This window comes from Mycolicibacter algericus DSM 45454, from assembly GCF_002086455.1.
Lineage (GTDB): Bacteria > Actinomycetota > Actinomycetes > Mycobacteriales > Mycobacteriaceae > Mycobacterium > Mycobacterium algericum.
On the sequence record NZ_MVHC01000006.1, the window covers coordinates 130,062 to 149,742 of the forward strand.

General features: G+C 68.7%; 20 protein-coding genes and 1 pseudogene. 6 read left to right on the forward strand and 15 right to left on the reverse strand.

Annotated elements, in window-relative coordinates; genetic code table 11:
* Positions 1 to 17: 17 nt before the first annotated feature.
* From BST10_RS08475 to yajC, 6 genes are all read right to left on the reverse strand, one after another.
* Positions 18 to 2,342 carry a RelA/SpoT family protein gene (locus BST10_RS08475; protein ID WP_041319925.1) on the reverse strand — a complete coding sequence of 775 codons (2,325 nt, stop codon included), beginning with the start codon at positions 2,340 to 2,342 and terminating at the stop codon, positions 18 to 20.
* Between the two features lie 87 nt (positions 2,343 to 2,429).
* The gene (locus BST10_RS08480) at positions 2,430 to 2,975 is read right to left on the reverse strand and encodes an adenine phosphoribosyltransferase (RefSeq protein ID WP_083037426.1); all 546 of its coding nucleotides are present in this window, start codon (positions 2,973 to 2,975) and stop codon (positions 2,430 to 2,432) included.
* A complete protein-coding gene (locus BST10_RS08485; protein ID WP_013829302.1) occupies positions 2,972 to 4,630 on the reverse strand; it encodes an ABC transporter substrate-binding protein in 1,659 nt (552 codons plus the stop codon). The genes BST10_RS08480 and BST10_RS08485 overlap by 4 nt, the downstream gene beginning before the upstream one ends.
* Before the next feature lie 5 nt (positions 4,631 to 4,635).
* Positions 4,636 to 5,946 carry a protein translocase subunit SecF gene (gene secF, locus BST10_RS08490; protein ID WP_083037427.1) on the reverse strand — a complete coding sequence of 437 codons (1,311 nt, stop codon included), beginning with the start codon at positions 5,944 to 5,946 and terminating at the stop codon, positions 4,636 to 4,638.
* Between the two features lie 4 nt (positions 5,947 to 5,950).
* Positions 5,951 to 8,050 (reverse strand): protein translocase subunit SecD, encoded by a 2,100-nt coding sequence (secD, locus tag BST10_RS08495; RefSeq protein ID WP_235673610.1) that lies wholly within the window; start codon positions 8,048 to 8,050, stop codon positions 5,951 to 5,953.
* Positions 8,051 to 8,322: 272 nt separating this feature from the next.
* Positions 8,323 to 8,631, reverse strand: a complete 309-nt coding sequence (yajC, locus tag BST10_RS08500) for a preprotein translocase subunit YajC (protein WP_041318096.1) — start codon at positions 8,629 to 8,631, stop codon at positions 8,323 to 8,325.
* Between the two features lie 175 nt (positions 8,632 to 8,806).
* Between yajC and BST10_RS08505 the strand changes: the two genes are divergently transcribed.
* Positions 8,807 to 9,127, forward strand: coding sequence for a hypothetical protein (locus tag BST10_RS08505; protein ID WP_083037428.1), 321 nt, complete (start codon positions 8,807 to 8,809; stop codon positions 9,125 to 9,127).
* A 37-nt stretch (positions 9,128 to 9,164) separates the two neighbouring features.
* Positions 9,165 to 10,505, forward strand: coding sequence for a 4-aminobutyrate--2-oxoglutarate transaminase (gene gabT, locus BST10_RS08510; RefSeq protein WP_041319927.1), 1,341 nt, complete (start codon positions 9,165 to 9,167; stop codon positions 10,503 to 10,505).
* A 9-nt stretch (positions 10,506 to 10,514) separates the two neighbouring features.
* Here gabT and ruvB read toward each other — a convergent pair whose 3' ends face one another.
* From ruvB to BST10_RS08535, 5 genes are all read right to left on the reverse strand, one after another.
* Positions 10,515 to 11,591, reverse strand: coding sequence for a Holliday junction branch migration DNA helicase RuvB (ruvB, locus tag BST10_RS08515; RefSeq protein ID WP_013829308.1), 1,077 nt, complete (start codon positions 11,589 to 11,591; stop codon positions 10,515 to 10,517).
* Positions 11,588 to 12,178: a Holliday junction branch migration protein RuvA gene (gene ruvA / locus BST10_RS08520; protein ID WP_013829309.1), complete on the reverse strand. Its 591-nt coding sequence runs from the start codon at positions 12,176 to 12,178 to the stop codon at positions 11,588 to 11,590. The genes ruvB and ruvA overlap by 4 nt, the downstream gene beginning before the upstream one ends.
* On the reverse strand, positions 12,175 to 12,732 hold the full coding sequence (ruvC, locus tag BST10_RS08525) for a crossover junction endodeoxyribonuclease RuvC (RefSeq protein WP_013829310.1): 558 nt from the start codon (positions 12,730 to 12,732) through the stop codon (positions 12,175 to 12,177). The genes ruvA and ruvC overlap by 4 nt, the downstream gene beginning before the upstream one ends.
* A 99-nt stretch (positions 12,733 to 12,831) precedes the next feature.
* The gene (locus BST10_RS08530; RefSeq protein ID WP_013829311.1) at positions 12,832 to 13,641 is read right to left on the reverse strand and encodes a sulfotransferase family protein; all 810 of its coding nucleotides are present in this window, start codon (positions 13,639 to 13,641) and stop codon (positions 12,832 to 12,834) included.
* A gap of 5 nt (positions 13,642 to 13,646) precedes the next feature.
* A complete protein-coding gene (locus BST10_RS08535; protein WP_013829312.1) occupies positions 13,647 to 14,402 on the reverse strand; it encodes a YebC/PmpR family DNA-binding transcriptional regulator in 756 nt (251 codons plus the stop codon).
* A gap of 191 nt (positions 14,403 to 14,593) precedes the next feature.
* Between BST10_RS08535 and BST10_RS08540 the strand changes: the two genes are divergently transcribed.
* From BST10_RS08540 to BST10_RS24155, 4 genes and pseudogenes are all read left to right on the forward strand, one after another.
* A complete protein-coding gene (locus tag BST10_RS08540) occupies positions 14,594 to 14,788 on the forward strand; it encodes a hypothetical protein (protein WP_083037429.1) in 195 nt (64 codons plus the stop codon).
* A gap of 94 nt (positions 14,789 to 14,882) precedes the next feature.
* Positions 14,883 to 15,005: pseudogene (locus BST10_RS24280) on the forward strand (PGRS repeat-containing protein); the annotation flags it as partial.
* 290 nt (positions 15,006 to 15,295) lie between these two features.
* Positions 15,296 to 15,730 carry a cellulase family glycosylhydrolase gene (locus BST10_RS24150; RefSeq protein ID WP_264079537.1) on the forward strand — a complete coding sequence of 145 codons (435 nt, stop codon included), beginning with the start codon at positions 15,296 to 15,298 and terminating at the stop codon, positions 15,728 to 15,730.
* Positions 15,676 to 16,587 (forward strand): cellulase family glycosylhydrolase, encoded by a 912-nt coding sequence (locus tag BST10_RS24155; protein WP_264079538.1) that lies wholly within the window; start codon positions 15,676 to 15,678, stop codon positions 16,585 to 16,587. Before BST10_RS24150 ends, BST10_RS24155 begins: the two co-directional genes overlap by 55 nt.
* A gap of 1 nt (position 16,588) precedes the next feature.
* Here BST10_RS24155 and pdxT read toward each other — a convergent pair whose 3' ends face one another.
* The 4 genes from pdxT to BST10_RS08570 form a co-directional block, all read right to left on the reverse strand.
* Positions 16,589 to 17,185, reverse strand: a complete 597-nt coding sequence (gene pdxT, locus BST10_RS08555; protein WP_083037432.1) for a pyridoxal 5'-phosphate synthase glutaminase subunit PdxT — start codon at positions 17,183 to 17,185, stop codon at positions 16,589 to 16,591.
* A complete protein-coding gene (gene tesB, locus BST10_RS08560; protein WP_083037433.1) occupies positions 17,182 to 18,027 on the reverse strand; it encodes an acyl-CoA thioesterase II in 846 nt (281 codons plus the stop codon). Before tesB ends, pdxT begins: the two co-directional genes overlap by 4 nt.
* A gap of 9 nt (positions 18,028 to 18,036) precedes the next feature.
* A complete protein-coding gene (gene pdxS, locus BST10_RS08565) occupies positions 18,037 to 18,954 on the reverse strand; it encodes a pyridoxal 5'-phosphate synthase lyase subunit PdxS (protein ID WP_041319931.1) in 918 nt (305 codons plus the stop codon).
* Positions 18,955 to 19,026: 72 nt separating this feature from the next.
* Positions 19,027 to 19,680: a TetR/AcrR family transcriptional regulator gene (locus BST10_RS08570; protein ID WP_083037434.1), complete on the reverse strand. Its 654-nt coding sequence runs from the start codon at positions 19,678 to 19,680 to the stop codon at positions 19,027 to 19,029.
* Between the last annotated feature and the right edge of the window lies 1 nt (position 19,681).

Below are 19,681 nucleotides of genomic sequence, written 5' to 3' on the forward strand. Positions count from 1 at the left end.
GCTCGCGCAAGGGGGGCTCAGGCGGCCGAGGTCACCCGGTAGACGTCGTAGACGCCCTCGACGTTGCGCACCACGTTGAGCAGATGCCCGAGATGCTTCGGGTCGCCCATCTCGAAGGTGAACCGGCTGATCGCCACCCGGTCCCGCGACGTGGTGACCGAGGCCGACAATATGTTGACCTTCTCGTCGGCGAGCACCTTGGTCACGTCCGACAGCAGTCGGTGCCGGTCGAGCGCCTCGACCTGGATGGCCACCAGGAACACCGACGACGGCGACGGCGCCCACTTGACCTCGATGATCCGCTCGGCCTGCTGCCGCAGCGCGTCGGCGTTGGTGCAGTCGGTGCGATGCACCGACACCCCGCCGCCGCGGGTGACGAAGCCCATGATCTCGTCGCCAGGCACCGGGGTACAGCACTTGGCCAGCTTGGTCAGCACCCCGGAGGCACCGGGCACCGCGACACCGACGTCGTCGGTGTGCCGCTCGCGGCGCGGGATCGTCAGCGGGGTGGAGCGCTCAGCAAGGTCCTCCTCGGCCTGATCCACCCCACCGAGTTGGGCCACCAGCCGCTGCACCACGTGGTGCGCCGAGATGTGGTTCTCCCCGACCGCGGTGTAGAGCGCGGACACGTCGCTGTAGTGCAATTCGCGGGCCACCGCGACCATCGACTCACCGCTGATCAGCCGCTGCAGCGGCAACCCCATCCGGCGCACCTCGCGCGCGATCGCGTCCTTACCGGATTCCAGCGCCTCCTCGCGGCGCTCCTTGGCGAACCACTGCCGGATCTTGGCCTTGGCCCGCGGCGACACCACGAACTGCTGCCAGTCCCGGGACGGACCGGCGTTCTGGGCCTTGGAGGTGAAAACCTCGACCACTTCCCCGTTTTCCAGCTTGCGCTCCAGCGCCACCAGCCGGCCGTTGACCCGGGCCCCGATGCAGCGATGACCGACCTCGGTGTGCACGGCGTAAGCGAAGTCCACCGGGGTCGAGCCATTGGGCAGCGTGATCACGTCACCCTTCGGCGTGAAGACGAAGATCTCCTTGACAGCCAGGTCGTAGCGCAACGACTCGAGGAACTCGCCGGGGTCGGCGGCTTCCCGCTGCCAGTCCAGCAACTGGCGCATCCAGGCCATGTCGTCGATCTCGGCGGCCGCGTTCGGATGCGGAACACCGTTGCGGCCCTTGGCCTCCTTGTAGCGCCAGTGCGCGGCGATGCCGTATTCGGCGGTGCGGTGCATCTCCCGGGTACGGATCTGGATCTCCAGCGGCTTGCCCTCCGGGCCGATCACCGTGGTGTGCAGCGACTGGTAGACGCCGTAGCGGGGCTGGGCGATGTAGTCCTTGAACCGGCCGGCCATCGGCTGCCACAGCGAGTGCACCACACCGACCGCGGCGTAGCAGTCCCGGATCTCGTCGCACAGGATTCGCAGGCCCACCAGGTCGTAGATGTCGTCGAAGTCGCGGCCCCGCACGATCATCTTCTGATAGATCGACCAGTAGTGCTTGGGCCGGCCTTCAACGTTCGCGGCGATCTTCGACTTCGCCAGCGTGTTGATGATCTCGGTGCGCACTTTGGCCAGATAGGTGTCGCGTGACGGCGCCCGGTCGGCCACCAGCCGCACGATCTCCTCATACTTCTTCGGGTGCAGGATCGCGAAAGACAGATCCTCGAGCTCCCATTTGACCGTGGCCATACCCAACCGGTGTGCCAGCGGCGCAATCACTTCCAGCGTCTCGCGGGCTTTGCGGGCCTGCTTCTCCGGCGGCAGGAAGCGGATGGTCCGCATGTTGTGCAGCCGATCGGCGACCTTGATCACCAGCACCCGCGGGTCGCGCGCCATCGCGATCACCATCTTGCGGATGGTCTCGGCTTCGGCGGCAGTGCCCAGCACCACCTTGTCGAGCTTGGTCACCCCGTCGACCAGGTGGGCGACTTCGTCGCCGAACTCCCCGGCGAGCGCCTCCAGGGTGTAGCCGGTGTCTTCGACGGTGTCGTGCAACAGTGCGGCCACCAGCGTGGTGGTGTCCATCCCCAGCTCCGCCAGGATGGTGGCCACCGCCAGCGGGTGGGTGATGTAGGGGTCCCCGGAGTGCCGCAGCTGGGTGGCGTGCCGTTGTTCGGCGACCTCGTAGGCGCGTTGCAGCAACGCCAGGTTCGCCTTCGGGTAGAACTGCCGGTGCACTGCGACCAGTGGTTCCAGCACCGGGCTGAGCGCGCCGCGCTGGGCGGTGATCCGGCGGGCGATCCTGGCCCGTACCCGCCGGGAGGCACTGGTGGGCACCTTGAGCAGATCGGTGCGCTCAGTGGGCGAGTCCTGGTCCGGCGGCTGGAAGACCGCCACCGGCTGGCCGCCCTCCTGCTCACGCCGCTCGACCTCGAAGCCCTCCTCAGAGCCCACGTCGCTCACCTCCGACCACGAGAATATCGGCTAAAGCGCAAGCAGGCTGTGCAGCGGCAGCGGCGCCACCGCTGCGCGCCCGCCCATATCGGCCAACTCCAGCACCACCGCGGCCGCAGCGACCTCGGCTCCGGCGCGACGCAACAACCGTTGCGCGGCCGCCAGGGTACCGCCGGTGGCGAGCACGTCGTCGACGATCACCACCCGGCGGCCGGCCAGGCCGATCCCGTCGGCCGGGATCTCCAGCACGGCCTGGCCGTACTCGAGTTGGTAGGCCTCCGACAGCACCGGCGGCGGCAGCTTGCCGCCCTTGCGCACGGCCAGCGCACCTACGTGGAGCCGGTCGGCGATGGCCCCGGCCAGCAGAAACCCGCGGGCGTCGATGCCGGCCACCAGGTCCACTCCGGCGGCGACCTGAGCCAGCGCCGCGGTGACCGCCGCCAGTCCGGCGGCGTCGGCGAATACCGGGGTCAGGTCCTTGAACGCGATTCCGGGGGTGGGAAAGTCGGCCACCTCGCGGGTCAACGACGCGATGATCCCGGCGACATCGTCGGCCGGCCGCCCGGCGGCTTTCACTGTTGCAGCGCCCAGCGGTCCATGTTCCAGCCCGCACCCCAACGGGTGGGGTTGGCCGCGACGCCGTAGGTCTTCTTCGATGACAGCAGGGTGCGCTGCTGCCGGTAGAGCGGCAGCGTCGGCATGTCCGCCCACAGCACCGGGGCGCTCTCGGCCAGCAGCCGGACCAGGTCCGCCGGATCGGCGGTCACCGCCAGCGCGGAGATGATGCCGTCGATCTGATCGTTGTGGTACCCGGACAGATTGTTGCCGTTGCCGCTGAACAGCTCGTAGGCGTCCATCACCGACGATCCGGTCGACCCGCTACCGGTGGACCCGCCGGTGCTGGCCAGCAGTACGTCGATCTGCCCCTCCCGCAGTGACTGCGGTCCGATGCCCTCGGATGCCACCTCGGTGACGGTGACGCCGGCCGGCGCGCAGGAGGCACTGATGGCCCCGACCACCGCCGCCAATCGGGTGTTGGGGCCGCGGTAGCCGATCCGCACCGTCAGGGGTTTGCCGCCCAGCGTGTCCCGGGCGGCGTTCGGGTCGGCCTGGGCGAACTGTTGGGCTTCGGGCACGTTCTCGGCCTGGTCGAACGCGTCGTCCATGGCCGTGTTCAGCCGCGAGTTCACCATCGGCACCCCGGCGTCGCGGGCGATGACATCCCGCGGGGTGCACAGCGCCACCGCCCGGCGCGCCGGGATCTCCGCCAGCGGGCCGGAGGGAGCGAAGATCAGCTGCTCGATGCCGCCCGACGGACTGTCGCTGCTCTGGTAGTCGTCGGGGGTGATCACCGACCCGGCGGACCCGGTCGCCACGTCGACGACCTCCACCACGCGTTTGTTGACGCGGTCGGCGATGTCGGCGCCCTGCGGCCACACCGTGACCCGTCTGGTCACCGGCTTGGCGCCCCACCACAGGTCGTTGGCAACCAGCACGACGGCGCCGCCTTCGAGCACCGAGTCGATCTTGTAGGGCCCCGACGACGGGAAGTGCCCCAGATCGGCATTGGCGTCGAGTTGCCACGTGGTGTTCCAGGCATGGGCGATCTTGGCCACGACCTCCTCGGCCGGCGGTTCGTTGCCCAGGATCGCCTCGGTGATGTTCAGCCCGAGCAGGTCGTTGAGGATGTGCGACGGCATCATCGACGTCGCGGTGAACAGTTCCTCGTAGTCGACGATGTTGCGGTCGGGGAAGAACGACACCCGGGCCTTCTTGGCCCCGGGCCGGCATTCGATGTGCTCGATATCGAGGTAGCCGGCTCGGCTGGCGGCATCGAAGCCACCGAACCGCCCGGATTGCGCCGCCCAGGCCAGAACCAGGTCATCACAGGTGATCGGCTTGCCGTCGGAGTAGACCGCCGCCTCGGCGATCTGGTAGTCCAGCACCAGCGGGGCGCGGCCCACCACCGAGATGCTGCCGAAGTCGTGGTCGGCAACGATCTGCCCGTCCGGGCCGTGGTAGCCGAAGCCGGTCAGGGTCCGGGAGAACGCTTGCGGCCCAGCCGAAGCGGCGCCGGTCACCGAGGTGGTGTTGTAGGTGATCAGGCCGCCGTCGACGGCGTAGTCGATCTGATCGACGGTGGCGCTGGTACATGCCGACACCGACCAGGCGCCCAACGCGGTGGTGGTCGCCGCTACCCACGTCGCCGCGCGCCGCCAGCGGGCCGCCATCGGCGTTACCGTCCGGCGCCCGGCTTGCCGGTCGGACGCTGGGTGCGCCGGCTGGTCGGGCGGACCGGCTTGGCGCCCGGCGCCGGGGCTGCCGGCGTCGCAGCGGTGCTGACGGCCGCGTTCTCGGTCGTCTCCCCCTCGTCGACATCGGCCGCGTCGTCGGCCGGCGCGGTTTTCGAACCCACCACGGCTTTACGCCGCCGCATCACCCGACGGTTGTGGTTCTGCACCAGTTCGGTGCGTTCTCGCAGCGTGACCAGCAGCGGTGTGGCCAGATAAATCGACGAATAGGTGCCCACGACAACGCCGACCAACTGCACCAGCGCCAGGTCCTGGAGCGTTCCCACCCCCAGCAGCCACACCGCGACCACCATCAGCGACATGATCGGCAGCGCCGAGATCAGGCTGGTGTTGATCGACCGCATGAAGGTCTGGTTGACCGCCAGGTTGGCCTCTTCGGCGAAGGTGCGCCGGGTTTTGTGCTCGAAGCCGTGGGTGTTCTCCTCGACCTTGTCGAACACGATGACGGTGTCGTAGATGGAGAACCCGAGGATGGTCAACAAGCCGATCACGGTGGCGGGAGTGACCTCGAACCCGACCAGCGAATACACCCCGGCGGTGACGACGACGTCGAAGACCATCGAGATCATCGCCGCCAGGGTCATGTACCACTCGTAGCGCACGGTGATGTAGAGCGACGCCAGCAGCAGGAACACCACTAGCGCGATCACGGCCTTCTGGGTGATCTGCCCACCCCAGGTCTCCGACACCGCCGAGTCGCTGATCGCCAGCTTGCTGGGTTGCCCGTCGGGGCCGACCGGCTGGAACGCGTCGAACAGTGCGTCGCGCAGCTTATCGGTCTGCTCGTTGGTCAGCGTCTCGGCGCGGACCTGCACGGTCGCCGAGCTGCCGTTGCCGACCACGACCACCGATTCGGGACTGCTGCCGACGGTGTCGCGGAACACCTGCTCGACCTGGGTGACCGAGGTGTCACCGCGCGGGAACGACACCTTGGTGCCGCCGGCGAAGTCGATGCCGAAGGTGAAGCCGCGGATCAGGATGCTCAGGATGGCGATCGCGACCATCGCGCCGCTGATCGCGTACCACATCCGCCGCTTACCGATGACCTCGAACGCGCCGGTGCCGGTGTAGAGCCGCGACAGGAAGCCGTGTTGCGGCGGCCGCGGGGCGCCGGTGGTCTTGCGGGCCGTCTCCTCCACGGCGGTGCCGGTCTCGGTGAGTTCGACCGCGCCTGCCTCGTCTTTCGCGGACTTCGTGGCGCGCTTCGCGCCGCTGCTGGTGCTCGGTTTGGCCATCTGGCTATCCCTGTCCCGTCGACTGGGCGGTCACCCGCGCGCCCGTTTTGGCTGCGGGTCTGCCACCCGATCTCGCCACCGCCCGCCGCTCACGTGCGACCTGCTGCACCGCGCCGAGGCCGTTGTAGCTCGGCTTGGCCAGCGTCGGCGACTTGGACGCCAGATAGACCAGCGGCCAGGTCACCAGGAACACCACCACCAGGTCGAGGATGGTGGTCAGCCCCAGCGTGAACGCGAAGCCCTTCACCTGGCCGACCGCCAGGAAGTACAACACCGCCGCGGCCAGGAAGGTCACCGCGTTGCCGGACACGATGGTCTTGCGGGCCCGGGTCCATCCGCGTGGCACCGCGGAGCGGAAGGACCGGCCTTCGCGGATCTCGTCCTTGATGCGTTCGAAGAACACCACGAAGGAGTCGGCGGTGGTGCCGATGCCGATGATCAGGCCGGCGATGCCGGCCAGGTCGAGCGTGTAGTTGATGTATCTGCCCAATAGCACCAGGATCGCGTAGACCATGGCGCCGGCGACCACCAGCGATAGCGCGGTGAGCACCCCGAGCACCCGGTAGTAGAGCAGCGAATACACCAGCACCAGCAGCAGGCCGATCGCGCCGGCGATCAGGCCGGCCCGCAGCGACGTCATTCCCAGTGTGGCCGAGACGGTTTCGGCTTCCGAGGACTCGAACGACAGCGGCAGCGAACCGTATTTCAACACGTTGGCCAACTGGCGCGCCTCGTCCTGAGTGAACCCCGGCGAGCCGCCGGTGATCTGGGTCCGACCGCCGGGAATGGCCTCCTGGATCTGCGGTGCGCTGACCACCTGCGAGTCCAGCGTGAACGCGGTCTGGGTGCCGATGTGGGCCGCGGTGTAGTCGGCCCAGACGTCGGCAGCGCCGCTCTTGAACTGCACCTGCACGATGTTGGAGCCGCTGCGCTGGTCCATGCCCGAGCTGGCGTCGGCGATCTGGTCACCGCTGATGATCGACGGCGCCAGCAGATAGGCGGTCTGATGGTCCTGGGAGCAGGTCACCAGCGGCAGGTCCGGGTCGTCATTGCCGGCCAGGATGTCTTCCTTGTCGCAGCGGCTGGCCTGGATCTGCAGCGCCAGCGCCTGCACCACCTTGTTGTCGCTTTGCCGCAACCGCTTCTCGGCGGCGATGCGAGCCGCCAGGCCCTGCGGCTGGCCGGGCTGGCCCGGGATGCCCGGCATGCCCGGCAGACCGGGCAGGCCCGGCAGTTGGGCACCCGGGATCGGCGGCTCGGCCGGTGCGCCCGGTTGAGTGGGCCCCGGGGTCTCGGAGACGCCCGGCGTTGTGGTCTCGGTGGTGTCCTCCGGTTCGGGGCTCTCCGAGGTGGTGCCCGGAGCGGGAGCCGGTTCCTGCGGATAGGGCCGCGGCTGAGCCGGCGGGAACAGCGGTTGCTGAAGGGGGCCGCCGTTGCCGCCCAGGGCACCCTCGCCGCCTGCACCGGAGCCGCCCGGCAGGCCCGATTCGCCCGACGGGAGCTGGCCACCGGTGGCCGGCAACCCGGGCAGGCCGGGGCTGCCACCCGGGACACCGGGCACACCGCCCGGGACACCGGGCACACCGCCCGGGACACCGGGCACACCGCCCGGGACACCGGGCACACCGCCGGGGACACCGGGGATTCCCGGCGGCAGGCCGGGTTGCCGGGGTCCGCCGGGAAGTCCCGGCATCTGACCGCCGCCGGCCTGCTTGGCTTCCTCCACCGATACCCCGCTGATCACCGGCCTGATGTAGAGCCGGGCTGTCTGCCCGAGGGTGCGCGCTTCGTTGCCATCGCTGCCGGGCACCGTGATGACCAGGTTGCTGCCGTCGATGATGACTTCGGAGCCCGACACGCCCAGGCCGTTCACGCGCGCGCTGATGATCTGCTGCGCCTGGTTGAGCGCGTCACGGGTCGGGGCGGAGCCGTCCGGGGTGCGGGCAGTGAGCGTCACGCGAGTGCCGCCCTGCAGGTCAATGCCGAGTTTCGGCTCGGCCAGCTTGTCTCCGGTCAGGAACACCAGCAGGTAGACACCGATGAGCATTGCCAGGAACACCGCCAGACTGCGGGCAGGGCGCACCGGCGCCGAAGGCGATGCCACGTTGCTTCAGTCTCCTTCGCTCATTGCACGATGCGCACTCGCGGTCGTCGGGGCTGGTCCGCGCTCGGTCCGTTCCCGACGATCAGTTCGACTGCACCCGCAAAAGGGTACGTGCCCGGCTGCCGGGCTCGCTCGTCGGGCAGGCGTTGGGCGCGTCGGCGTCCGGCCTCATGGCGACGACCCGCTGCGCCCGGCTCCGCCGCGCTCGCGATCGTCGCTGGACTCATGGCGACGACCCGCTGCGCCCGGCTCCGCCGCGCTCGCGATCGTCGCTAGGCGTCTTCGGTGGCCTGCTCGACCGCCGCGTCGGCGGTGAAGTCCTCCGGCTCGATCTTGTCGCGGATCGCCAGCTTCATCCAGGTGGTCACCACGCCGGGCGCGATCTCCAGATCAACGTTGTCGTCGGTGATACCGGTGATCGTGGCCTCCATCCCGGAGGTGGTGTGGACCCGGTCCCCCACCCGCAGTGACTCGTGCAGGTCGATGGTGGCCTGCATCGCACGCTTCTGCCGCCGCGAGGCGAAGAACATAAACGCGCCCATGACGATGAGCAGCGGCAGGAAGGCAACCATGCTATTCATGACGACAACCGATCTTTCGAGTTCAGGTACTGGTCTTGCGCGCCGGTTCACGTGCGACGGCGGCTGTGATGACAACAGTCTGCCATTGTGTCGCACGACTTCGAGTCGGTACTGCGGTTGGCCCCCTAGGCTGTGGGAGAAATCGGGGGTCAGAAGTCTCGAGGGAAGGTCGGCGATGAGGAATTTCGCATGTGGTCTGGCTACCGCCGTTGCGCTGGCGGCGGCCCCCCTGGCGGTAGGTGCGATCGCGATGCCCGCCGTCGGATCGGCGGCACCGCTGGACTGCCCGGGCGGTCAGTACTGGGAGCCGAGCACCAACACCTGCATGCCACTCGGCCAGGGCCCCACGCCGCTGGACTGCGCGGAAGGCCAGTACTGGGAGCCGAGCACCAACACCTGCATGCCCCTCGGCCAGGGCCCCACGCCGCTGGACTGCCCGCCCGGCGAATGGTGGAACCCGTTCGGCAATGCCTGCCGGCCACTCGGCCAAGTCTGAACCGCCGCAACAACCGCTGAGGAGACAGCCCATGTCTGTGTCGCCACTGCAGCAGAGCCGTCACCTGGCCACCGAGATTCCCGGCCCCGGTTCGGTGCGGCTGGCAAGCCGCCGCGCGGCGGCCGTCGCTCGCGGCGTGGCCAGCACGCTGCCGGTCTACGCTGCCCGCGCCGGCGGGGGCATCGTCGAGGATGTCGACGGCAACCGGCTGATCGATCTGGGCTCGGGCATCGCGGTGACCACCGTCGGCAACGCCGCACCGCGCGTCGTCGAAGGGGTGCGCGAGCAGGCCGGTGAATTCACCCACACCTGCTTCATGGTCACGCCCTACGAGGGATATGTGGCCGTCGCCGAAGCGCTGAACCGGCTCACCCCCGGCGCCCATGAGAAGCGTTCGCTGCTACTCAATTCCGGCGCCGAAGCCCTGGAGAACGCCGTCAAGATCGCTCGCTCCTACACCCGCAAGTCGGCGGTGGTGGCGTTCGACCACGGCTACCACGGCCGCACCAACCTGACGATGGCACTGACGGCCAAGTCGATGCCGTACAAGAGCGGGTTCGGGCCGTTCGCGCCCGACATCTACCGCGCACCGACCTCCTACCCCTACCGTGACGCCCTGATCGACAAGGAGTTGGGCAGCGACGGCGAGCGGGCCGCCGAGCGCACCATCGCTGTGCTGGAGAACCAGATCGGCGCCCACAACCTGGCCGCGCTGGTCATCGAACCGATCCAGGGCGAGGGCGGGTTCATCGTTCCGGCACCGGGTTTCCTGCCCGCACTGTTGTCATGGTGCCGCGACAACGACGTGGTCTTCATCGCCGACGAGGTGCAGACCGGGTTCGCACGCACCGGGGCGATGTTCGCCTGCGAACACGAACCCATCGAGCCCGACCTGATCTGCACCGCCAAGGGCATCGGCGGCGGGCTGCCGCTGGCGGCGGTCACCGGTCGTGCCGAGATCATGGACGCTCCCCACGTCAGCGGCCTGGGCGGGACGTTCGGCGGTAACCCGCTGGCGTGTGCGGCGGCGCTGGGGGCGTTCGCCACCGTGGCCGCCGACGATCTGGTGGGCCGCGCCCGGCAGATCGAGCGGCTGGTGTTCGAGAGACTGGGCCGGCTGCAGGCCGACGATGACCGCGTCGCCGATGTTCGCGGCCGCGGCGCCATGATCGCCGTCGAGTTGGTGCGGCGCGACAGCACCGAACCGGACGCGGAGCTGACCAAGGCGCTGGCGTCGGCCTGCCACCGGGCCGGCGTGATCGTGTTGACCTGCGGCACGTTCGGCAATGTGTTGCGGTTGCTACCGCCGCTGACCATCAGCGACGAACTGCTGGCCGAGGGGTTGGACGTGCTGGCCGGCGAGCTGGGCAAGCTGTAACCGGGCCGTTCAGTCGGTCTCAAACAGTCCCTGCTCCCCGTAACCGGGCGGTATGCCCAGCCCGGCGGCTCCGGCCGGCGGGACCATGCCCAGATGCGTCCAGGCCGCCGGCGTCGCGACGCGGCCCCGCGGCGTGCGCGCGACCATCCCGGCGCGCACCAGAAACGGTTCGCAGACCTCCTCCACCGTGGCCGCTTCCTCGCCCACCGCGACCGCCAGGGTGGACACCCCGACCGGGCCGCCGCCGAAACTTCGGGTCAACGCCGACAGCACCGCCCGGTCGAGCCGGTCCAGACCCAGCTCGTCGACGTCGTAAACGGCCAGCGCGGCCTTGGCCACGTCGCGGGTGATCACCCCGTCGGCGCGCACCTCGGCGTAGTCCCGCACCCGGCGCAGCAGCCGGTTGGCGATCCGCGGGGTGCCCCGCGAGCGCCGCGCAACCTCGGCGGCCGCTTCGTCGCCGAGCTCGATGCCCAGGATCGTCGCCGATCGGGCCAACACCAGCTGCAGCTCGGCCGGCTCATAGAAATCCATGTGCGCGGTGAACCCGAACCGGTCCCGCAGCGGGCCGGTCAGCGCACCGGAGCGGGTGGTCGCCCCGACCAGCGTGAACGGCGCCACTTCCAGCGGAATCGACGTCGCCCCAGGTCCTTTGCCCACCACGACGTCGACCCGGAAATCCTCCATCGCCAGATAAAGCATCTCCTCGGCCGGCCGGGCGATGCGGTGGATCTCGTCGATGAACAACACATCGTGCTCGACCAGATTCGACAGCATCGCAGCCAGGTCGCCGGCACGTTCCAGCGCGGGCCCCGACGTCACCCGCAACGAACTGCCCAGTTCACCGGCGATGATCATTGCCAGCGACGTCTTGCCCAGCCCGGGTGGACCCGACAGCAGGATGTGATCCGGTGTGCCACCACGGTTCTTGGCGCCCTCGATCACCAGCTGCAACTGCTCGCGCACCCGGGGCTGGCCGATGAATTCGGCCAGGCTGCGCGGGCGCAGGCCCGCCTCGACATCGCCGTCGCCGACCGTCAACGCCGGCGACACCTCGCGGTCATCCGCCGTGCCGGGTTCGCTCACTTGATCTTCCCCAGCCGGCTCAGCGCGGTGCGCAGCGCGTCGGATGTGCTGGCGTCCGGAGACTCAGCCAGCACCTTGTCGATGGCGTCTTCGGCCTGTTTTGCCGCAAACCCCAGGCCGACAAGGGCTTCCACCACCGGTGCGCGCACCACATGGCCGTTGAACACGGCCCCGTCGGGGGCCGCCACCGGTCCGATCTTGTCGCGCAGTTCCAGCACCAGGCGCTCGGCGCCACGTTTGCCGATCCCGGGCACCCGCGTCAGCGCCGTGACGTCGCCGTCGGCCAGCACCCGGCGCAGCGCGGTCGCGTCGTAGACCGCCAGCGCGGCCAGCGCGATTTTGGGCCCGATCCCCGACACCCCGATCAACGTCAGAAACAGGTCCCGCGCGTCGGCGTCGGGGAATCCGTACAGCGTCATCGAGTCCTCGCGCACGATCATCGCGATGATCAACCGGGATTCGGTGCCGCGACGCAGCGTCGAGAGTGTCGCCGGAGTGGCCATCACCTTGTAGCCGACACCGGCCGCCTCGATCACCACATGGTCGAGTGCGATGTCGATGACCTCACCGCGCACCGAGGCGATCATGCCCGAGCCGCCTTGAGCTTGGCGGCATAGCGGCGTCGCTGCTCGGCGGCCATTGCCTCGGCGGCGGCCATCCGCGCGATCATCGGGGCACGCCAGCAGTGGCAGATCGCCAGCGCCAGCGCGTCAGCCGCGTCGGCGGGTGTGGGCTTCTGCTGCAATCCGAGGATTCTGGTGACCATCGCGGTCACCTGCGCCTTGTCGGCCGAGCCGTTGCCGGTCACCGCGGCCTTGACTTCGCTGGGGGTGTGGAAATGCACGTCGATGCCGCGCCGGGCCGCCGCCACCGCGATCACGCCGCCCGCCTGGGCGGTGCCCATCACGGTGGAGACGTTCTGCTGGGAGAACACCCGCTCGACGGCGACGACGTCCGGGCGGTGGGTGTCGAGCCAGTGCTCGGCGGTGTCGCTGATGATCAGCAGTCGCTGCGGCAGCGGCTGATCGGCCGGGGTGCGCACCACGTCGACGTCCAGGGCGATGACCTGGCGTCCGCTGCCGCCCTCCACCACCGACAACCCGCAGCGCGTCAGCCCGGGGTCGACACCCATCACCCGCACCGCCAACTCCCTACCGTAGTGAACATCTGTTCGAACAGTAGCGGGCGGGGGCGACAGTCCCGGGCAGGACACGCGGGGCGGCAGCGGATCGTACCGCCGTCACACCACCCGCAAGCCCGCCGGGACGGCGGCCGGGTCGCGCCAGAACGCATCGTTGACGAACCGGTTGAACAGGTCCGGGGGCAGGATGGTCTCGCGGGGCTGCGCCCTGACCTCACTGTGCACCGTGTGCAACCCCGGCGTGCCGGCCCGTTCGTCGAAGTCGGTGACGTCGTAGTCGATGTGGTCGAAGCTGTGCTCGAACATCGGCTCACCGATGAAGTCGTAGATGGCCCGCATGGTGCGGGCCGGCTCGGCGGTCAGCGTCTCGTACTGCACCACCAGCAGCCGGTCGCGCTGTGCGCCGAAACAGGCCTGTTTGAGCATGTCGTAGGCCGCGCCGACCATGCCGTCTTGTCCCACCACGCCGTTGGCGCGGGTGTAGACGGTGCCACCGGGGTTGAAGCCGAAGATCGACGACGGCGTGAACACGTTGCGCTGGATCAGCCGTTCGATGCTGTCGACCACCCACGGCAACTCCCGCACGCAGGCGATCACCTTGGCGTCCGGGAACAGCCGCGAGACCGCCGCCATCCAGCCGCACCACCCCCGGTTGGTATCGAAGACCACGTCGGCTGGGCAGTCGGCGTAGAAACTGTCGAACAGCCCGTGCAGGATGCGCTCCCGCTTGGCGTCGTCGATGAACACCGAGAACTCGTTGCGGGCGCTCATCTCGCCGAGCAGGGCGCCGAACAATCCGGCCAGCGGGCCCGACATCCCGGCTTCGAATCGCGGGTTCTGCCGCAGCAGCGCAGCCAGCAGCGTCGAGCCCGACCGGGGCAGTCCCGAGATGAAATGAATCGTCGCCACTGGCGCTACTCGGACTCGAGGGCGGCCAGCACCTCATCGGACAGGTCGACGTTGGTCCAGACGTTCTGTACGTCGTCGCTGTCTTCGAGCGCCTCGACCAGCTTGAACACCTTGCGGGCGCCTTCGACGTCGACGGGGACGCTGACCGACGGCTGGAAGCTGGCCTCGGCCGAGTCGTAGTCGATGCCGGCGTCGACCAGCGCGGTGCGCACCGCCACCAGATCGCCCGGCTCGGAGATCACCTCGAAGCTCTCGCCCAGGTCGTTGACATCCTCGGCGCCGGCATCGAGCACCGCGACCAGCACGTCGTCCTCGGTCAGGCCGTTCTTCTCCAGCGTGACCGTGCCCTTGCGGCTGAACAGGTAGGCGACCGAGCCCGGGTCGGCCATGGTGCCGCCGTTGCGGGTCATCGCCACCCGCACCTCGCTGGCGGCGCGGTTGCGGTTGTCGGTCAGGCACTCGATGAGCACCGCAACCCCGTTGGGTCCGTAGCCTTCGTAGGTGATGGTCTGGTAGTCCGCGCCGCCGGCTTCCTCACCGGCACCGCGCTTGCGCGCCCGCTCGATGTTGTCGTTGGGAACCGAGTTCTTCTTGGCCTTCTGGATGGCGTCATACAGCGTGGGGTTGCCCGACGGGTCACCACCGCCGACGCGCGCCGCGACCTCGATGTTCTTGATCAACCGAGCGAAGTTCTTGCCGCGACGAGCGTCGATGACGGCCTTCTTGTGCTTGGTGGTGGCCCACTTGGAATGGCCGCTCATGCCGCCCTACCTCACTGTTACTGGAGAAAAGTTCGCGTGCCGAGTCTACGGCCACCGTGTCGGTGCGGCCGCACCGTGCGCGGTACTTGCTGCGCCAATCACGCTCGCGCCGGCGATAACCGTGATAATTATGAGATCACTCACAACGTTGTGGAGGTCTTTATGCCCCCGACAACCTGTGCAATCGCAGTGTGAAATCTAAGAATGCTCGGCGTCGGGTCACCGGCGCGGGGACGGCGGTCGGGGCCTTCCTGGCCGTCGGAATCGCCTCGTTGACCACTGCACCGCAGGCCTGCGCCGAGGATTTCGACATCGGCGCCTGGTTCGCCGACCCGGACATGTTCGCGGCCGCCGCCGAGGCGTCGTTTCAGCAGTGGGTCATCTAACCCCTGCACACCGGTATCGAGGAGTGGGTCAACAGCGATTTCGGGCAGCAGATCGCCGGCGTCGTCAACCAGCTCTCCGGGCTCTATCTGATCGGTGAACGGCGCCGCCGGAACGGCCGAGAACCCCAATGGCGGCGACGGAGGCTTGTTGTTCGGCGACGGGGGCGACGGCTGGGACGCCACCGGGAGCGGTGAGGCCGGCGGCCACGGCGGGGCGGCGCTGAGCCTCTTCGGTAACGGTGGCGACGGGGGTGACGGGGGCGCCGGTGCGCGCGCGGTGACGGCGGCGTCGGCGGCTGGCTGTTCGGCGACGGCGGCAACGCCGGCGACGGCGACACCGCCAGCGGCCTGCCCGCGCTCGGCGGAGCGGGCGGCAACGGCGGCATCCTCGGCAGCCACGGCACGGTCGGCCACTTCGGCACCCTGGCGAGCGGGCCACCGGTCGCCACCGACGGCGGGCTGGGCGTCACCGGGAGTTGGATCACCGACAGCGACGGCCGCGTCGTCATGCTGCACGGGCTCAACCAGGTGTACAAGCTGCCGCCGTTCACGCCTTCGGCGAGCGGCTTCAGCGACGACGACGCGCAATTCCTCGCCGCCAACGGGTTCAACGTGGTGCGGTTGGGCGTCATCTGGGCCGGCGTGGAACCGCAGCCAGGCGTCTTCGATCGCGACTACCTCGACTCGATCAACGAGACCGTGCAGACCCTGGCAAGCCACGGCATTCGCCTCATTCTCGACATGCACCAGGACAGCTACAGCAGCGTGTTCGGCGGGGAGGGCGCGCCGGAGTGGGCGACCCAGACCGGTGGCATGCCCAACCTCAACCTGGGCTTCCCGCTCGACTACTTCTTCAACCCGGCCCAGTACGCCGCCTGGGATGCGCTGTGGTCCAACGCGAAAGCCCGGATGAAGTGGGGCTGCTCAACCACTACGCGCTGACGTGGCAGTACATCGCCGACTACTTCAACGGCAACCCGGACGTGGCCGGCTACGAGATCATGAACGAACCCTGGGGAGGCAGCAACGGAGTGGGCTCCTACTTCGGCGCCCAGATCTTGACGCCGTTCTACAACCAGGTGATCTCGGCGATCAGGTCCGTCGACCCGAGCACATCGGTGTACTTCGAACCGGACCTGCTCACCACCAACGGGCTGCCGCTGACCCTGGGCACCGTCGACGACCCGAACACCGTGCTGTCGTTCCACGACTACGCCGACAAGTTCCTGCCCGGGTTCGGACTCGGCGCCCAGAGTGCGAGCAATGCGGTGCAGTACGGAAACTCACACAATATCCCGGTCTTCCTGAGTGAGTTCGGATCCACCAACGACTACGCACACATCAGCGACATGCTCAAGATCGCCGACCAGTACCGCTTCGGCTGGGCGGAGTGGGAGTACACCGACAAGGGTGACATCACCACCACCGGCGGCGGCTACGGATGGCTGGTCCGTGACCCCGACCAGCCCCCCACCGGTGACAACGTCGACGCCGAGAAGCTGGCAACGCTGGCCGCCCCGTACCCGCAGGAGATTTCGGGTACGCCGACTACCTGGTCGTTCGACTCGACAACCGGGACCTTCCAGTTCAGCTACTCCACCGAGCGGGCCGACGGCCTGGGCAGTTTCGATGCCGGGTCCAGGACCACCATCTCCACGCCGCTGGTCGAATACCCGAACGGCTATCAGGTGAGTGTCACCGGCGGCCGCGTGGTGTCGGATCCCAACGCCGCCGTGCTGACCATCGCATCGAACGACGGCGCCGACACCGTCACCGTCACGGTGCGGCCCGCCGGCTAGCTCAGGCCTGCCCGGCAACGATGTCGACGAACAGCCGGTGGATCCGACGATCCCCGGTCACCTCCGGGTGAAACGACGTGGCCAGCACGCCGCCCTGTCGCACCGCGACCGGATGCCCGGCGACCTCGGCCAGCACCTGCACCTCGGGCCCGACGTGCTCCACCCAGGGCGCCCGGATGAACACCGCGTGCACCGGCTCGGCCAGTCCGGCGAAGCTCACGTCGCCCTCGAAGGAGTCCACCTGTCGTCCGAAAGCGTTGCGCCGCACCGTCATATCGATGCCGGCCAACGGGATGGCGGCACGCCCGTCGGCGCCGGCATCGACGATCTCACTCGCCAACAGGATCATTCCCGCGCAAGAACCGTAGGCCGGCATCCCGTCGGCCAGCCGGGCCCGCAGCACATCGACCAGTTCCAGCTCCCGCAGCAGATGACTCATGGTGGTTGACTCCCCACCGGGAAGCAGCAGCGCCTCGACGGCGTCGAGTTCCGCACGGCGACGCACCGGCACCGGCTCGGCGCCGACGCCCGCAACTGCGGCGAGGTGTTCGCGCACATCGCCCTGTAGTGCGAGCACGCCGATGCGCGGGCCGCTCACTGACCGGCGGGGGTGTATCCGGACGGGTATCGGGTCAGCCCCTCCTGCATGACGGCCGCCACCATGTCCCCGTCCTGGTTGTAGATCTTGCCCTGGGTCAGCGCCCGGCCGGCGCCCGCCGACGGCGACGACTGGTCATAGAGCAGCCACTCGTCTGCCCGGAAGGGACGCATGAACCACATCGCATGGTCCAGTGAGGCCACCTGCAGGTGGTCGCGGTCGCCCGCGTGGATCGACCAGGCGGAGCCCAGCAAAGTCAGGTCGCTCATATAGGCCAGCGCACAGATGTGCAGTACCGGGTCGTCGGGCAACCGATCCCGGTGGCGAAACCAGACCTGCTGCTCGGCAACCTTGCCCGGAATGTGCGGCAGCGATTTGCGCGGCACCCGGCGCAGATCCCATTCGGCGAACGCCTTGAAGCCCGCGTCGTCGAAGGCCTTCATCGCGGCGATGTCGGGCAGGTCCTGCGGGTCGGGTGCGCCGGGCATCGCGTTCTGGTGTTCGATGCCGCGTTGTTCGCTCTGGAACGACGCCGACATGTTGAAGATGGTCTCGCCGTGCTGCACCGCATTGACCCGCCGCGTACAGAACGAACCGCCGTCACGCACGCGTTCGACCAGAAAAACCGTGGGGGCCTTGGCGTCTCCGGGCCGAAGGAAATAGCCGTGCAGGGAATGGACCTGGAACTTCGGGTTCACGGTGCGCACCGCCGACACCAGCGCCTGCCCGGCGACGTGCCCGCCGAAGGTGCGCTGGTTGTCGGCCGAGAACGGACTGAACACGCTGCCGCGGTAGATGTTGACCTCGAGTTGCTCGAGATCGAGGATCTCTTCGATCGCCACGGAGAATGTCTACCAGCCGCGTTCGGCAAGCCGGTGCGGTTGCGCGATGTCCTCTACGTTGATGCCGACCATCGCCTCGCCCAGCCCGCGCGACACCCTGGCCAGCACGTCGGGATCGTCGTAGAAGGTGGTCGCCTTCACAATGGCAGCCGCCCGCGCCGCCGGGTCACCGGACTTGAAGATGCCGGAGCCGACGAACACCCCCTCGGCGCCGAGTTGCATCATCATCGCCGCATCGGCCGGGGTGGCGATGCCACCGGCGGTGAACAGCGTCACCGGCAGCTTGCCGGCCTTGGCGACTTCGGCGACCAGTTCGTAAGGCGCCTGCAGTTCCTTTGCCGCGACGAACAATTCGTCCTCGGACAGCGAAGTGAGCCGGCGGATCTCGCCGCCGATGGCACGCATGTGGGTGGTGGCGTTGGAGACGTCGCCGGTTCCGGCCTCGCCCTTGGAGCGGATCATGGCCGCGCCCTCGGTGATCCGGCGCAGCGCCTCACCGAGGTTGGTCGCCCCGCACACGAATGGAACGGTGAACTGCCACTTGTCGATGTGGTGGCTGTAGTCGGCCGGAGTGAGCACCTCCGACTCGTCGATGTAGTCCACCCCGAGGCTTTGCAGGATCTGCGCTTCGACGAAGTGCCCGATGCGCACCTTGGCCATCACCGGGATGGTGACCGCGGCGATGATGCTCTCGATCATGTCGGGGTCGCTCATTCGCGACACCCCGCCCTGAGCGCGGATGTCGGCGGGCACCCGCTCCAGCGCCATCACCGCGACGGCGCCGGCCCCCTCGGCGATCCGGGCTTGTTCGGGGGTGACGACGTCCATGATGACGCCACCCTTGAGCATCTCGGCCATGCCGCGCTTCACTCGCGCAGTACCCGTCTGCCCGCCGGGTGCCGAACCGTTCTGCGCCGCGCTGTCCACTGAATGCTTCTCCTTGCTGCCCACTGATACCCGCTCAGTGTAGTGGGCCGACGCCACCGGTTTTCCCGCTCGTTACCCCGAAGCGGTGAACACCGGTCCGGCCGGCGACGGATCGGCGACCAGCGCGGGGAGCACGAACACCTGCACATACCGGCGGACCTGTTCGGCGTCGTCGGCGCCGGGAACCAGACCCAGCAGCAACCCGAGCGCCACCGACAACACGAAACGGGCGGCGTCGCCGGGGCGCAGGCCGGCGCGCAGTTTGTCGCCGGCCTGGCGAAATCCCATCTCGAACTGCCCGGCGAGCACCTCGCTCAGGGTTGCCGACCGGGCGATCATCGCGGCGACGTTGCCCTCGTCGGTGTGCTCGGAGATCACCCGCAGCAGGGGGTCCTGGCCGACTTCGGTGGCCACGATCACCAGTGACTCGGTCACCAGGTCGCCGGGGTCGGTCGTGGTCTCCAGCCGCGCGGCGATGGCGGCCATTTTGCGCACCGCCACCCGCACCACCAGCGCGTCCAACAACTGGTCTCGGCTGCCGAAATGCCGATAGATCACCGCGCGGGTGTAGCCCGCGTCCCGCGCAATGACCTGCATCGTCGATGCGCGGTAGCCCCGATGCGCAAACGACCGTTCCGCGGCGTCGAGCAGCAACTCCCGAGCGTGCTCGGGAGGATTGCCGCCACCGGGTGGCCTGCCTCGGCCGCGGGTCGTCTTCGTCGACATA